The organism is Streptomyces sp. 3330, from assembly GCF_031456635.1.
Classification (GTDB): Bacteria; Actinomycetota; Actinomycetes; order Streptomycetales; family Streptomycetaceae; genus Streptomyces.
In genome coordinates this window covers 97,450-112,004 of record NZ_JAVDVA010000013.1, presented here as the reverse complement: position 1 = coordinate 112,004, position 14,555 = coordinate 97,450, and the positions used below count along the sequence as shown (strand labels likewise).

The window sequence follows — 14,555 nt, the reverse complement described above, 5'->3', positions numbered from 1 at the left end:
TGTCGGTGCCCTGCCGCCGATCTTGGCATGTCCCTCACACCCGGCGCGGGGACGCCAGCAGATAGCGCGCTCGCGTGCGGGGGTCGGTGTGCGCGCCGACCTGCCAGCCCGCCTGCTCCAGCGTGTCCGCGCAGACCCGCAGGGCCGCGTCGTCCGGCCCGTGCACGGCGACCGCCTCCGGCTGCGGGGTCGCCCGCACCCGGTAGCCGTCGGCGCCCCGCGGCCCGGCGGGAGGGTGGCCCGCCGCCTCCAGGGCCAGCGCGGCGGCCCGGACGAGGTGGCCGCGCTCCCAGGCGCACGGCCGGTCCGTGCCGCCGTCCGGGTTGGTCATCCGGCGCAGTTCGAGCAGCCCCTGCCAGGCGCCGTGCACTTCGCGGGCCCGGGCGGGGCCGGCGGCCGGCCCGGTGTCCTCCTCGCCGCCGACGCGCGCGGCGAAGACGCCGGTGTCCGCCGCCGGAGGTTCGGGAGCGGTCCGCGCAGGGCCCGCGGGAGCGACCGCGGCAGTGCTCGCGTGAGCGGCTCCGAGGGCGCCCGGGGGTTCGGGGACCGCCTCCCGTGTCCGGTGCCCGGCCGGGGTCAGGAAGTGGTCGTGCGGGGGGCGCGGGTGCCGGAAGGCGAGCCCGAGCCGCACCAGCGACGCCAGCTGCGCCTGCGTGCCCCGCAGTCGCCCGGTGACCGGGTCGGCGGCGTCGATCACACGCCGCTGGGCGGCGGTCGGCGGTCGTGTCACGGCGTGCTCCCCTCGGGTGCCGCCCCCGTCGGGGGCCTCCTCGAAGGCTACGGCCCGGGTCTGACATTCCAGGCGGCGATCACCGGCCGCCCGTGCTCCGTGCCCAGTCGGCAGAGCGTCCCCGTCGCCAGCTGGAACAGCGCTCCGGCCGCTGCCGGGAGTCCGAGGCGGCGGGCGGTCAGCACCCGCAGGAAGTGTCCGTGCGCCACCAGCATCACGCCTTCCTCGGCGCCTTCCCCGGCCCCGGCGTCCGCCGCGTCGACCTGGGCCAGCACCCGGTCGGCCCGCTCGCCGACCTGCTCGGGCGTCTCCCCCGGGCGGTTGGTCGGGCCCGGCGCGACCCCGTCGGTGAACAGGAACCAGCCGGGGCGCGTCCGCTGGATCTCGGCCGTCGTGACGCCCTCGTAGCCGCCGTAGTCCCACTCCCGCAGATCGGCGTCGACCCGGACCTCGCGCAGGCCGATCAGCTCCGCCGTCTCCCGCGCGCGCTGCGCCGGGCTGACGAAGGCGGCCCCGATCCGGTGCGAACGGATCAGCGGAACCAGCCGTCGCGCCTCGTCCCGGCCGTGCTCGGTGAGCGGGACGTCCGTCGATCCGGTGTGCCGGCCCGAGCGTGACCATGCGGTCTCCCCGTGCCGGACGAGAAACAGGTCGCCCACGCGCGCGTGCCCCTTCCAGCCGTGCCTGTGAGCACCGTGACACAGGACCCGGGCGGGCGCATTCCGGCGACCGGCGGTGTGCGGGGGACGGCGTCGGCCCGCGGAACTCCGCCGGGCGGACGGTCCGGCGAAGGTGCGGCGGGCCCGTCGCCCGCCCCGCTCCTGCCGGTATCCCTCCTGCCGGTATCCCTACTGCCGGTATCCGCCGAGGAAGCGCCCGATCCGGCCGATCGCCGCCTCCAGGTCGTCCGCGTGCGGCAGGGTCAGGATGCGGAAGTGGTCGGGGGTCGGCCAGTTGAAGCCGGTGCCCTGGACGACCTGGATCTTCTCCCGCAGGAGCAGGTCCAGGACGAACTTCTCGTCGTCGTGGATCGGGTGCACCTTGGGGTCGATGCGCGGGAACGCGTACAGCGCGCCCTTGGGCTTCACGCAGGACACGCCCGGGATCTCGTTGAGCTTCTCCCAGGCCCTCTCGCGCTGGTCGTGGAGCCTGCCCCCCGGCGCCGTCAGTTCGTGGATGGACTGGCGGCCGCCGAGCGCCGCCTGGATGGCGTACTGGGCGGGCGCGTTGGCGCACAGGCGCATGGAGGCCAGCATGGTGAGGCCCTCCAGATAGTTCTTCGCGTGCTGCTTGGGGCCGGTCACCACGAGCCAGCCCGAGCGGAAGCCCGCCACCCGGTACGTCTTGGACAGGCCGCAGAAGGTGAGGACCACCAGGTCGGGCGCGAGCGCGGCGGCCGAGTGGTGGACGGCGTCGTCGTAGAGGATCTGGTCGTAGATCTCGTCGGCGAAGACCATCAGCCCGTGCCGGCGGGCCAGGTCGAGGATGCCTTCGATGATCTCCTTCGGGTAGACCGCGCCGGTGGGGTTGTTGGGGTTGATGATGACGACGGCCTTGGTGCGGTCGGTGATCCTGGACGCCATGTCGTCCAGGTCCGGGTACCACTCGGCCTGCTCGTCGCAGAGGTAGTGGACCGCCCTGCCGCCCGCGAGCGTGGTGACCGCCGTCCACAGCGGGAAGTCGGGCGCCGGGATCAGGATCTCGTCGCCGTCCTCGATCAGCGCCTGTACGGCCATGGAGACCAGCTCCGACACGCCGTTGCCGAGGAAGACGTCGTCGACGCCGACCTCCAGGCCGCGCTCCTGGTAGCGCTGGGCCACGGCGCGGCGGGCGGAGAGGATGCCGCGCGAGTCCGTGTAGCCGTGGGCCCGGGGGAGCATCCTGATCATGTCCTGGAGGATCTCCTCGGGCGCCTCGAAGCCGAAGGCCGCGGGGTTGCCGGTGTTGAGGCGCAGGACGCTGTGGCCCGCCGCCTCCAGCGCGTCGGCGTGCTCGATCACCGGGCCGCGGATCTCGTAGCAGACCTCGCTGAGCTTGTTCGACTGCCGGAACTCCATGCGCGCTCGCCCCTCCGGTTGGTGTGTTGCTTGGTTTTACCAAGTTCCAGCTTGGAAAGTCCAACGACATGTCTAGACTGCGTGCCATGTCACCTCGCCGAAGCTACGACCAGTACTGTTCCGCCGCCCGTGCGCTCGACACCGTCGGCGACCGCTGGACCTTGCTGATCGTCCGGGAGCTGCTCGCCGGCCCGCGCCGTTACACGGACCTGCACGCCGATCTGCCGGGGGTGAGCACGGACGTGCTCGCCTCACGGCTGAAGGACATGGAGCGGGACGGGCTGACCACCCGGCGCCGGCTGCCTCCGCCGGGCGCCGCCTACGTGTACGAACTCACCCGGCGCGGAGGGGAGTTGCTGCCCGTCCTGCAGGCCCTGGGTGCGTGGGGGGAAGGTGAGCTCGGCGAGCGGCGGCCCACCGACGCCCTGCGGGCGCACTGGTTCGCGCTGCCGTTGCTGCGCGGGCTCGGCGGCGAGGCGTCCGGGAGCTCCGGGCTCGTCGAAGTCCGGCTCGACGAAGGGGTCTTCCACCTGTGCGTCGGCGCGCAGGACGGGCCGGTCTACGGCGACGGGCCCGCGCCCGGGGAGCCCGACGCGCGCCTCGTCCTCGACACGGACACCTGCACGGCCGTCGCCCAGGGCGAGTTGGGCGTGCTCGACGCGGTACGGGCCGGCCGGATCGAGGTCGCCGGGGACGGCGCCCTGGCCAAGGCGCTGCGGGAGGCCTGAGGGCGGGCGCGCGGGCCACGCCCGGGGGTGGGGCCGCGGCGGCGGTCACCGGCGGCGGGGCGGACGGTACGGCAGAAGGCCCGCCGCGGTGCGCGGCAGGCCTTCCGATGAAATGTCGAGTGCGGGTCAGGCGCCCGGCGGCACGTGCCGCGGCCGTCCCGATCCCCGGGTCAGCGTGTACCCGCCGATCCCGGCGAGGGCGGCCAGCACCGCGCCGATCGCGGTCCACACCCAGCGGTCCGACCACCAGCCGGACGCCCAGCCGTCGTCCGGCTCGATGCTCGACAGCACGGCCGAGGCCGACGAATCGTCCTCCTCCGCCGCGGACTCGACCGCGATGCCCGGCACGAGCGGCTCCGCCAGCGAGCCGTCGACGGCCGCGGCGCCGCCGATGTCCTTGGAGTCCACCCGCAGTTCCGTGCCGACCGGCAGACCCAGGTCGGCCGCCTTCAGGTCGAGGACCGTCAGCCGGACGTAGTACGTGCCCGGCAGCGGGTCGTCGGCCCACGGCTCCGACCAGGCGCGGACCGTGCGCAGCACACAGGCCAGCTCCACCGAGGACGTGCCCTGGGCGGCGGTGCGCGTCTGGGCGCCGTACTGGCAGGCCTGCCGGCGGCGCAGACCGTCGTACACGTCGACCTGCCAGGTCTGCGTGGCGTGGCTCTCCGGCAGCTTCACCGTCGCCTTCACGGTGGGGCGCTGCCCGGAGTCCGCCGGGAACGACCAGTAGAGGTAGTCGCCCGCGGACCCGCTCGCCGTCGCCGTCTGTCCCTGGTCGATCTCCGTCGCGGTACGGAAGGACGTGCCCGCCTCCGTGGGCGCGGAGCCGTCGCCCGACGGGCTCGCCGACGGGGTGGAATCGGCCGCGGCCGGTGCGGCCGCCGCCCCGGGCGTCAGCCCGAGCACCGGCCCCAGCGCCAGCAGGGCGCCACTCAACACACGTGTGATACGCATCAGTTGGTCCTCCAGACCGCGACCCGCCAGCGGGACACCCAGCCCCACAGCACACCCGCGAGGAAGCCGAACAGCACCAGGACACCCAGCAGCCACCAGCCGCGCCCGAGGCCGAAGGAGGCCACGTCGCTCGCCTGCGACGGGCCGTCGACCACGTCCACGGTCAGCTCCAGCGGCATGCCCGGCGTGGTCTTCACCCCCGCCGCCGCCGAGTAGGAGTTGGTCACCTGCACGCACACCGTCTCGGCGGGCGCCTCGTCCTCGTCGCTCTCCGCCTTCGGGTAGCGCAGACCGGTCGAGATGACGTCGGTACGGCCGTTGCCGGCCGCCTCGCCGCGCACGATCTCCCGGCCGTGCACCGTGACCGCCCGCAGCAGCACCCCGTAGTCGGGGTTCACGGCCCGGTCCGCCGACACGCTCACCGAGGCGCGCAGCTCCTGGCCCGGCTCCACGTCGACCTTGTACCAGCGCTCCTGGCCGAACTCCTCACGGTCGGTGTACAGACCGGACTTCAGGGCCGGGGCCGCGGAGCAGGAGGCCGCGCCCTCGGTGGCGACCGGCGTCACCACGGGGTCGGCGGCCCGGTCGACCAACTGGTTGACCCGGTCGGTGAGTTCGTCCGTGTGCTCCACCGAGGTGTAGGTGCCGCCGGTCGCCTCCGCGATGCAGCTGAGCTGCTGACGCATCTTCACGTTGGGCACCAGGCCGAGCGTGTCGATCGTCAGGCCGATGCCCTTCGCGGCTATCTCGCGGGCCACCTCGCACGGGTCGAGCGGGGCGCAGGTGTCCTCGCCGTCGCTGATCAGCACGATGCGCTTGGAGCCGGTGCCGCCGTCGAGGTCGTCGGCCGCCTTCAGCAGGGCGGGGCCGATCGGCGTCCAGCCGGTCGGCGACAGGGTCGCCACCGCGGTCTTGGCCTCGGTCCGGTCCAGCGGGCCGACCGGGTAGAGCTGCGCGGTGTCCTTGCAGCCCGTCTTCTGGTCGTCGCCGGGGTAGTTGGCGCCCAGGGTGCGGATGCCCAGGAGCACGTTCTCCGGGGTCGCGTCCAGCACTTCGTTGAACGCCTGCTTGGCCGCGGCCATCCGCGTCCCGCCGTCCATGTCCTTCGTCCGCATCGAACCGCTGACGTCGAGGACCAGGTCGACCTTGGGCGCGGTGGCGGTGGTCTCGTCGGCGACCGCCCCGGCCGGGAACGCGATCCCCGCCGTGAGCGCGGCGAGCAGGGCGCAGACGCCCGCCGCCAGCCGTTGTGTTCTGATCATCGGCGGATCCTATTGATCAGAGGTGTCCGGCCACAAAACGGCGGCGGTACCGGTGCCGGCATCCGGGCCCCGCCTCGCCCACGGCCCGCCCGTGCCCGCGGTCAACAGGCCTCCTGCAGCAGCGGGTTGGGCAGAAGGGCCCACTGGTCGCCGGGCGCCCCCGCCGACAGCCGCATCAGCGTCAGCGCCTTCGCCGGAAGCGGTTCCTCGCACAGCGCCACGAGGTCCGGCGTGCGCGGGAGATCCCGGACGGCCGTCTCCAGGGCCGCCCGCAGGGCCGGACGGCTGCCCGCCGTCCCGGCCAGCGCGCCCGCGACCAGCGAGCCGAACAGCTTGCGCCGCAGCGCGGTCACGTCGTCCGTGCGGATCCGCTCGGGCAGCCCGTCCGGCAGCGGGATGCCGTGCCGGGCCAGCCGGGCCGGGCTGACCCGGATGTCGGCCAGGTCGCGGTAGACCAGCCGCAGCGGAACACCCGACGACGACAGCACGACCAGCAGGTTCTGCCCGTGCGCCTCCAGCGCCACGCCCAGCTCCAGCAGCCGCAGCCCCACGGTGAGCGCGAGCCGGACGAACCGCGCCGACCAGGCGGGGGAGGAGGGGAGGCCGGTGCCGGTGAGGGCGGCGACCGGGACGACGTGTTCGCCCGCCGCCCCGAACACGCGCGGCGACTCCCGGAACACGGCGGCCAGATCGGGTGAGTGCGCGGTGGCCGCGCCGAGGGTGCGGGTCGTGTGCAGCAGGCCGCCGGTGTGCGGGGTCAGGGTCTCCGCGAACGCCGAGAGCGCCGCGGAGGCGGCGATGGAGCCGACGGAGATGTCCCGCACGGAGGACGTCAGCCGGGTGCTGAGCGCGGTCTTGACGTGCGGGCCGCCGGCCAGGGCCAGGGTGCGCAACGACATCAGCGGATGCGCGGCGACCTCCTGCGCGCAGGACCGCTTGAGCACGTGGTCCGCCTGCCACGGATGCACCGGGATCACCAGCCGCGTCCCGTCGCGCAGTTCGCGGGGCCACTCGCCCGACACCAGGCACTCACCGGCCGGCACCGCGAGCAGCCCCAGCCGCACCGAGGGCCGGTGCTCGGGCCCGTAGGCCAGCTGCTCGGCGACCGAGAAGCCGGGCCGCGCACGGCAGTTGGGATGGTACGGATGCCCGTCGACCACCCGCTGCTCCCACTCCCAGTCGTGCGCCGGCCAGTCGTCCGGGTCCTCCAGGGAGACCGGGCCGGGCTCCTGCGCGGCCCGCGACAGCGCCATCGACGCCACGCTGTGTCCGAGCTCGGCGGCGAAGCCGGAGCCGTGCGGCACCCCCAGCGCCGTCATCAGCCGCGCGGGATCGTCGTACGCCACGCCGTCCAGTCGCACGTCCGTCACGTAGGCGGCGGTGGCGTACGGATCCGCGCGCGGGCCGTGCAGACGGCGGCCGTCGCGCAGCCGCAGCACGCTCTCCCCGCCGGACCCCCCGCGGTGCGCGACCCACGGCAGGGGCTCGTGGACGAGCGCCCGCCACAGCCGGGTCAGCACCGCCGCCCGCGCCCCGGGCAGCGCGGTGGCGAACCGCGGGCCGAGCGAGGGGCGTACGGCGGCCAGTTCCGCGGCCAGCTCGGCCTCGGCGGTGGGGGGACGGTGCACGGGTGGGCTCCTGAGGGTACGGGTACGACGTCACGGACGGGCCGCGACGACAGCGATACTGATCATCTCCGCCCGGAAGAACCGTAGGGAACCAGAGAACCAGTGGATCGCGTGGACCTCATCCCCCAGCCCGCCGGGGCCGCCGCGTCCGACGGCGGCGTCGCCGGGCGCGCCGACGCCTGCGCGGCGGCGCCGCTGCTCAACTGCCTGCTGCGGGAGGTCGCCGAACCGCTGCCCGGCCCGCCGGACGGCGACGGCCGCTCCGTGTACCGGCTGCCCGGCGGCGGGTCGCCCGGCGGCGGCCGGCTGCTGCGCGTGCGCGGAACCCGGCGCCCCGCCGAGCCCGAGGTGCACGCGGCGGGCGCCTGGCACCGCCTCGGCCACACCGCCCTCGTCGGCCTGGTCGCCGAGGTGCTGTACGCGCACACCGGGCTGGCCAACCGGGAACTGCCCGCCGAGATGACCGACAGCCGGGACGTGGTGGCCGCGATGCTCACCGCACGCGCGCGCGCCACCCCGCCGCCCGGCCGCTATCTGCGCTCCGAGCAGGCGCTCCTCACCGGCCACCCGCACCATCCCGCCCCGAAGGCGCGCGGCGGCGGCCCGCCGGCCGGCTGGCTGCCGTACGCCCCGGAGGCGCACGCCCGCTTCCCGCTCGTCCTGCTGGGGCTGCGCGAGGACGCGGTCGTCGAGGAGGGGGACACCTCCGCGCTGGACGCCCTCGGCACGGCCCCGCCCGGCTACCGGCTGCTGCCCGCCCACCCCTGGCAGCTCGCCCTGGCCGGACGGGAGCTCGCCCCGGCCTTCGCCGACGGCCGCCTGCTCCGGCTCGGCACCACCGGCTTCGACACCTGGCCCACCGCCGCCGTACGGACGGTCTACGCACCCGAGCCGGACCTCTGCCTGAAGTTCAGCCTCGACGTCCGCATCACCAACGACATCCGCCGGCTGTGGCGGCACGACCTGCTGAAGCTGCGCCGGACCGACGAGGCGGCGGTCCGGGCCCTCGCGGCGGGCGGCGGCGCGGCGGCCTGGCTGAGCGACCGCGGCTACCGCACCGCCGACTTCGCCTTCGAGGCGCTCGCCGTCCTGGTCCGCGACGGGCTGCGGGGCGCTGTGCGGCCCGGTGCGACCCCGCTGCTCGCCGCGGGGCTCGTGGAGGGCTTCGAGGGCAGCCCGCTCGCCACCGCGGCGGACCCCGCGGCCTGGTGGGAGGCCTATCTGGCCGTCGTCGTCCCTCCGGCCCTGACGGCCTTCGCCGAGCACGGCGTCGTCCTCGAGGCGCATCTGCAGAACACCCTCGTCGCCGTGGACGCCGACGGCACCCCCGTGCAGGCCCTGTTCCGGGACGCCGAGGGCGTGAAGCTGCTGCCCGACGTGGAGCGGGCGGCCGGCTGGGAGCGGCTGGTGTACTGCCTCGTGGTGAACCATCTGTGGGAGGTCGCGGCGGCGCTCGCCGAACGTCACCCGGGCTTCGACCCCTGGCCGGCTGTGCGCGGTGAACTGGGCCGCCACGACCTCCCCGAGACCGCCGCCCTGCTGACCGCTCCCACCCTGCCCGGCAAGACGAACCTGCTGCTGCGCTGGACCGGCGCGGACGGCGCCGACGCCCGCTATCTGCCGCTGCCCAATCCTCTCGTGCGGTGAGGACGGCGGGGGTACACCCAGCCGGCTATTGGGTAAGGTAAGCCTCACTTTACTGAGCGGGGTGTCCTCCGGCGGTTCCGGGGCGCCGGGGAGACGCCCGTCGCGGAGGGAGGCTCCCATGGCGGACCACGCGCGCGCCGCGCTGACACTGGACCGGGTGCGGCTCGGCGCCGGCGGGCCGCTCGCCCGGCTGCGGATCGCGGACGGCAGGGTCACCCACGTCGTCGCGGAGGCGGACACCGGGGGACGCGCGGTGGAGGCCGACGGCGGGCGGGTCCTCGACCTGGACGGCCGGGTGCTGCTGCCGGGCCTGTGGGACGCGCACGTCCACCTGGCGGAGTGGGCGAGCGCCCGGCACCGCCTGGACCTGGCCGGGACCCCCTCCGCGCGGGCGGTGGCCGACCTGGTGCGCGAACGCGGCGGCGCGGCGCCCGACGGCACGGTGCTCGTCGGATACGGGTTCCGGGACGGGCTGTGGCCCGACGCCCCGCACAAGCGGCTCCTCGACGCGGTGCTGCCCGACCGGCCGGTCGCCCTGGTGAGCGCCGATCTGCACGCCGCATGGCTGAACTCGGCCTGTCTCGCCCTGGTCGGCCGGGGCGACCACCCGACCGGCCTGGTCAGGGAGACCGAGTGCCACGAGGTCCTGTCCGCTCTCCCGCAGGCGCCGGCGGCGGTGGTCGACGGCTGGACGGCGGACGCCTGCGAGGCCGCCGCCGCGCGCGGGGTCACCGGTGTCATCGACTTCCAGTTCGGCGACACGGTCGCCGACTGGGAGCGGCGCTCGGCCGCGTTCCGGCCGGCCGTACGGGTGGCGGCCGCGATCTATCCGAGCCGCCTGGACGCGGCCGTGGAGCGCGGCCTGCGCACCGGGGACGCGGTGGGCGCGCCCGGCGGCCTGGTGCGGGTGGGCCCGCTGAAGCTCTTCACGGACGGCTCGCTCAACACCCGCACCGCGCTGTGCCGCGACCCCTATCCGGGGCTGGAGGGCACGGACGGTTCCCACGGCATCGAGGAGACGCCGCCCCGCGCACTGGTGCGGCTCATGCGGCGGGCCGCCGCCCACGGGATCGAACCGGCGGTGCACGCCATCGGCGACCACGCCAACACGCTGGCCCTGGACGCCTTCGAGGCGGTGCGCTGCCGGGGCCGGATCGAACACGCACAGCTGCTGAGCCCCGAAGACCTCCCGAGGTTCGCGCGGCTGGGCGTCACGGCGGGGGTGCAGCCCCGGCACGCGACGGACGACCGTGACGTGGCGGACCGGCACTGGGCCGGACGCACCGGCCGCGCCTTCGCCTACGCCGATCTGCTCGCCGCCGGGGCACGGCTGGAGTTCGGCTCCGACGCCCCGGTCTCGCCGCTCGACCCGTGGCTCGCCATCGCCTCGGCCGTCAGCCGGACCGACGACGAACGCCCCGCCTGGCACCCGGAACAGCGCCTGTCCGTCCGGGACGCGCTGGTCGCGGCGGCCCGCGGACGCCGGCTCATCAGGGTGGGCGACCCGGCCGACCTGGTCGTCGTGGACGTGGACCCGTCGGCGGCCGGCCCGGACACGCTGCGCGCGATGCCCGTGCACGCCACGATGACCGCCGGGCGCTGGACCCACGGACCGTACTGAGGCGGGAAGCGGCGACGCGGCCGCCGCCGCGCGCGGGAGTGGCCGGACGGGGCGGCCGGACGACCGGTGGGCGGCCGATGCGGGCCCGGTCCCGCACGCCGTGCCGTGACCGGCCGCGCGGCCCGGCCCGTGCGTCGCGCCCGCCCCGGCCCGTGCGCTCACGCCCGCCCGGTCGCGCAGTCCCGGCCGGTGGCAGCACGCCGTTCGCCCCGGCGGGGAGGCCGGCCCCGACGGGCGGGGGCGGTCGTCGGCGCGGGGCCCGGGCCCGGAAGGGCCGTACCCTCCGGGCCCGGGAGCGGAGGGCGAGGCCGGGGTCAGCCCGTCGGCCGACCGGCCAGCACGGAACGGTGGATCTCCTCCGCCCGGACGGCGACCGTCGACAGCAGGGTGCTGGTCAGGCCGTGGGTGTGCTCGGTGCCGCCCTGCAGGTAGAGGCCGGCGGTCACCTCCGGCACGGTCTCCACCCGGTGGTCCCGGCCCACCCGGACCGCGTCCCCGTCGTCCCGGAGACAGAGCTTGGCCGCCTCACCGAGCAGCGAGGCCAGATCGCGCGGGCGGTACCCCGTGGCGAGCACCAGCACGTCGGCGGCGAGCACCTGCCGCTCACCGGTGGGCAGGAACTCCACGGCGACCTCGAGCCCGCCGTCGGCGGCGGGGTCCACGGCGCGGACCCGAGAGACGTTGAGGAAGCGCAGCCGCTCCCGGCCGGCCACCTTCTCCCGGTACGCGGTGGCGTAGAGGGCCTCGATCAACTCCATGTCGACCACGGAGTAGTTGGTGGACCGGTGGTAGTCGATCAGCGACTGCTTGACCTCGGAGGGCGCCGAGAAGTAGACGTCGACCGCCTCCGGGTCGAAGATGCGGTTGGCGAACGGGCTGTCGTCGGCCGGGGTGTAGCCGTACTTGGCGAAGACCGAGCACACCTCGGCCTCGGGGAAGGTGCGGTGCAGGTAGTCCACCGCCTCGGCGGCGCTCTGTCCCGCGCCCAGCACGACGGCCCGCCGCACCGGGGACCCCGCCTCGCCCAGCCGGGTCGCGCGCGGGATCAACTCGCTGTTGTGCCAGACCCGTTCGGAGAGCCCGAGACCCGGCGGCACATGCGGCTCGAGGCCCATGGCCACGCTGACGTTGCGGGTCCGGCGGGTCACGACCGGACCGGCGCCCGCGGTGTCGCGGGAGGTGACGTCGAAGCAGGCCACCTCGCCGTCGTCGCCGCGCACCGGGACGACGGAGACCACCTCGCTGCCGTACGAGACCAGATGGGCGACGCGTGCGGCGGCCCATTCGAAGTACTCGTGGAACTCCATCCGCAGCGGGAAGAGGGTCTTCTGGTTCAGGAAGTCGACGAGTCTGCCCCGCTCGCGCAGGAAGCAGAGGAAGCTGTAGTCACTGGTCGGATTGCGCAGGGTGACGAGGTCCTTGAGGAAGGACACCTGCATCGTCGCGTCGTCGATGAGCATGCCCCGGTGCCAGCCGAAGCGCGGCTGGCGCTCCAGGAAGAGGGCGTTGAGGCGGCGGTCTGCCGGAAGGTCTGCGTTGTGCTCCTCGACCGCTATGGCCAGAGCGAGATTTGAGGGACCGAATCCGATTCCGATGACGTCGTGGACGACGTCGTTACCCATGAGCGGTGACTTCACCTTGGCATCGCCTCCTCAGGCAGGCCCATGCTAGATAAGGTAAGGCTTACCTTGCAATGAGTCGTTGAAGGGGAGGACGTCATGCGGGTCGTCATGCTCGGCTACCAGACCTGGGGTCACCGCACGCTTCAGGCACTGCTGGACTCCGACCACGAGGTCGTCCTCGTCGTCACCCATCCGAAGAGCGAGCACGCCTACGAGAAGATTTGGGACGACAACGTCGCCGAACTCGCGGAGAAGAACGACGTCCCCGTCCTGCTGCGCAACCGCCCCGACGACGCCGAACTCCTGACCGCGGTGGCGGAGGCCCGGCCGGACGTCATCGTCGCCAACAACTGGCGGACCTGGCTGCCCCCGGAGCTCTTCGATCTGCCGCCGCACGGCACCCTCAACATCCACGACTCGCTGCTGCCGTCCTACGCGGGCTTCTCGCCGATCATCTGGGCGCTCCTCAACGGCGAGGAGCGCGTCGGCGTGACCGCGCACCGCATGAACGCCGAACTCGACGCCGGGGACGTGCTGGTGCAGCGTTCGGTGCCGGTGGGGCCCACCGACACGGCGACCGACCTGTTCCACCGGACCGTCGACCTCATCGCGCCCCTCGTGCGGGAGTCGCTCGACCTGATCGCCTCCGGCCGGGACGCCGGCCGGTGGGTGCCGCAGGACCGCGCCCGGGCCAGCTTCTTCCACAAGCGGTCGGCCGAGGACAGCCGGATCGACTGGAGCTGGCCCGCCGAACGGCTGGAACGGCTGGTGCGGGCCCAGTCCGACCCGTATCCGAACGCGTACGCCTTCCACCGGGGCCGGCGGCTGAGGATCGTCTCGGCGGCGGTGTCGGAGGGGCGTTACGGCGGCACTCCGGGCCGGATCTTCATCCGGGAGGGGGACGGCGTCGTCGTGGTGGCGGGGGCCGACTCCTGGTCGGGCCGCACCCGGGGCCTCCTCGTGCGCCGGGTGCGCACCGACGACGGCGCCGAGTACGCGGCCACCGACTGGTTCCGCACCATGGGCGGGTATCTGACGTCCCGTCCCTGAGGACCTGAACGGAAGCAGGCGCGGGAACAGGCGAGGAAACAGAAACAGGCGCGGGAACAGGCGAGGAAACAGAAACAGGCGCGGGAACCGGCACGGAAACGGAAACAGGCGCGGGAACCGGCACGGAAACGGAAACAGGCGCGGAAACGGGATCGGGAACGGGAAACCGGAAGGGGAAAGGGACCGCTGCACCGGGCGGGGCCCGGCCACGCCGTGGCGGGGCCCGTCGCCGGGTCCGCAGGCCCGTCGCCGGTCAGTCGGCGATCGCGGCCGGCCTCGTGTCCTCGGGCCGGTTCCCGCCGTCGTGATGATGCCGGCCCAGCGGGATGACCAGTGGCGTCCCGCTGACCGGGTCGGGGGTGATCCGGCAGCGCAGGTCGAAGACGTCCTCGACGGTGGCCTCGGTGACCACCTCCGCGGGCGGGCCCTCGGCGACGATCCGGCCCGCCTTCATGGCGATGACGTGATCGGCGTACCGGCAGGCCTGGTTGAGGTCGTGCAGCACCATCACCACGGTGCGCCCCTCGCGCCGGTTGAGGTCCGTGATCAGGTCGAGGACGTCGATCTGGTGGGCGAGGTCGAGATAGGTCGTCGGCTCGTCCAGGAGCAGGACGGGGGTGCCCTGGGCGACGGCCATCGCGATCCACGCGCGCTGCCGCTGACCGCCGGAGAGCTCGTCGACCGGGCGGTCGGCCAGGCCGGTGAGGCCGGTCGCCGCCAGTGCCCCGAGCACGGCCTCCTCGTCCGCCGCGGACCACTGCCGCCACCAGGTCTGGTGCGGTGAACGGCCCCTGCCCACCAGGTCGAAGACGGTCAGCCCCTCCGGCGCCACCGGCGTCTGCGGCAGGATGCCGAGGGTGCGCGCCAGTTCACGGGTCGGCACGGACCGCAGGGCGACGCCGTCCAGCTCGACGACGCCCTGTCGCGGCGTCAGCAGCCGGGCCAGCGCGCGCAACAGGGTCGACTTGCCGCAGGCGTTGGCTCCGACGATCGCGGTGATCCGGCCGGTCGGGACGCCGAGGTCCAGATCCTCGACCACCGACCGTCCGTCGTAGGCGAGGTGCAGGTTCCTGGCCCGCAACTGCGGTCCGGCAGCGCCCGGCCGGCCGACGGCCGGGACCGTCGCGTCGGCGCCGGTCCCCGGGCCGGACGCGTGCGGGAGGCCGGCGCCGTTCCCCGGATCGGACGGCCGGGGCAGGCCGGGGCGGGCATCGCGCCCGGACGGCCGCGGGGCGCGCGGGTCGGTGGTCGACATG

At 74.6% G+C, this 14,555-nt stretch carries 12 protein-coding genes; 4 read left to right on the top strand and 8 right to left on the bottom strand.

Translation table 11 applies throughout. The features are described from left to right. Positions 1–34: 34 nt before the first annotated feature. The 3 genes from J2X68_RS22300 to J2X68_RS22290 form a co-directional block, all read right to left on the bottom strand. Entirely contained in the window at positions 35–730 is a 696-nt protein-coding gene (locus tag J2X68_RS22300; protein ID WP_310434296.1) for a hypothetical protein, read from the bottom strand. A gap of 47 nt (positions 731–777) precedes the next feature. Beyond that, a complete protein-coding gene (locus J2X68_RS22295) occupies positions 778–1,389 on the bottom strand; it encodes a histidine phosphatase family protein (protein WP_310434295.1) in 612 nt (203 codons plus the stop codon). A gap of 189 nt (positions 1,390–1,578) precedes the next feature. Further along, entirely contained in the window at positions 1,579–2,787 is a 1,209-nt protein-coding gene (locus J2X68_RS22290; protein WP_310434294.1) for a pyridoxal phosphate-dependent aminotransferase, read from the bottom strand. Between the two features lie 86 nt (positions 2,788–2,873). Between J2X68_RS22290 and J2X68_RS22285 the strand changes: the two genes are divergently transcribed. After that, positions 2,874–3,515, top strand: coding sequence for a winged helix-turn-helix transcriptional regulator (locus J2X68_RS22285; protein WP_310434293.1), 642 nt, complete (start codon positions 2,874–2,876; stop codon positions 3,513–3,515). Between the two features lie 126 nt (positions 3,516–3,641). Here the strand turns inward: J2X68_RS22285 and J2X68_RS22280 are convergent, their stop codons facing one another. From J2X68_RS22280 to J2X68_RS22270, 3 genes are all read right to left on the bottom strand, one after another. Further along, positions 3,642–4,469, bottom strand: coding sequence for a hypothetical protein (locus J2X68_RS22280; RefSeq protein ID WP_310434292.1), 828 nt, complete (start codon positions 4,467–4,469; stop codon positions 3,642–3,644). Next, the gene (locus J2X68_RS22275) at positions 4,469–5,731 is read right to left on the bottom strand and encodes a VWA domain-containing protein (protein ID WP_310434291.1); all 1,263 of its coding nucleotides are present in this window, start codon (positions 5,729–5,731) and stop codon (positions 4,469–4,471) included. The genes J2X68_RS22280 and J2X68_RS22275 overlap by 1 nt, the downstream gene beginning before the upstream one ends. A 101-nt stretch (positions 5,732–5,832) precedes the next feature. Then, complete coding sequence (locus J2X68_RS22270; protein WP_310434290.1) at positions 5,833–7,359, bottom strand: IucA/IucC family protein; 1,527 nt, start codon at positions 7,357–7,359, stop codon at positions 5,833–5,835. Positions 7,360–7,461: 102 nt separating this feature from the next. Between J2X68_RS22270 and J2X68_RS22265 the strand changes: the two genes are divergently transcribed. Next, entirely contained in the window at positions 7,462–9,006 is a 1,545-nt protein-coding gene (locus J2X68_RS22265) for an IucA/IucC family protein (protein ID WP_310434289.1), read from the top strand. A 118-nt stretch (positions 9,007–9,124) separates the two neighbouring features. Next, on the top strand, positions 9,125–10,627 hold the full coding sequence (locus tag J2X68_RS22260; RefSeq protein ID WP_310434288.1) for an amidohydrolase: 1,503 nt from the start codon (positions 9,125–9,127) through the stop codon (positions 10,625–10,627). 314 nt (positions 10,628–10,941) lie between these two features. Here J2X68_RS22260 and J2X68_RS22255 read toward each other — a convergent pair whose 3' ends face one another. Next, positions 10,942–12,249 carry a lysine N(6)-hydroxylase/L-ornithine N(5)-oxygenase family protein gene (locus J2X68_RS22255; protein ID WP_399040535.1) on the bottom strand — a complete coding sequence of 436 codons (1,308 nt, stop codon included), beginning with the start codon at positions 12,247–12,249 and terminating at the stop codon, positions 10,942–10,944. 96 nt (positions 12,250–12,345) lie between these two features. Here J2X68_RS22255 and J2X68_RS22250 point away from each other — a divergent pair, with 96 nt between their 5' ends. Then, entirely contained in the window at positions 12,346–13,299 is a 954-nt protein-coding gene (locus J2X68_RS22250; RefSeq protein ID WP_310434286.1) for a methionyl-tRNA formyltransferase, read from the top strand. Positions 13,300–13,552: 253 nt separating this feature from the next. Here J2X68_RS22250 and J2X68_RS22245 read toward each other — a convergent pair whose 3' ends face one another. Then, positions 13,553–14,554 (bottom strand): ABC transporter ATP-binding protein, encoded by a 1,002-nt coding sequence (locus tag J2X68_RS22245; RefSeq protein ID WP_310434285.1) that lies wholly within the window; start codon positions 14,552–14,554, stop codon positions 13,553–13,555. Position 14,555: the final 1 nt, after the last annotated feature.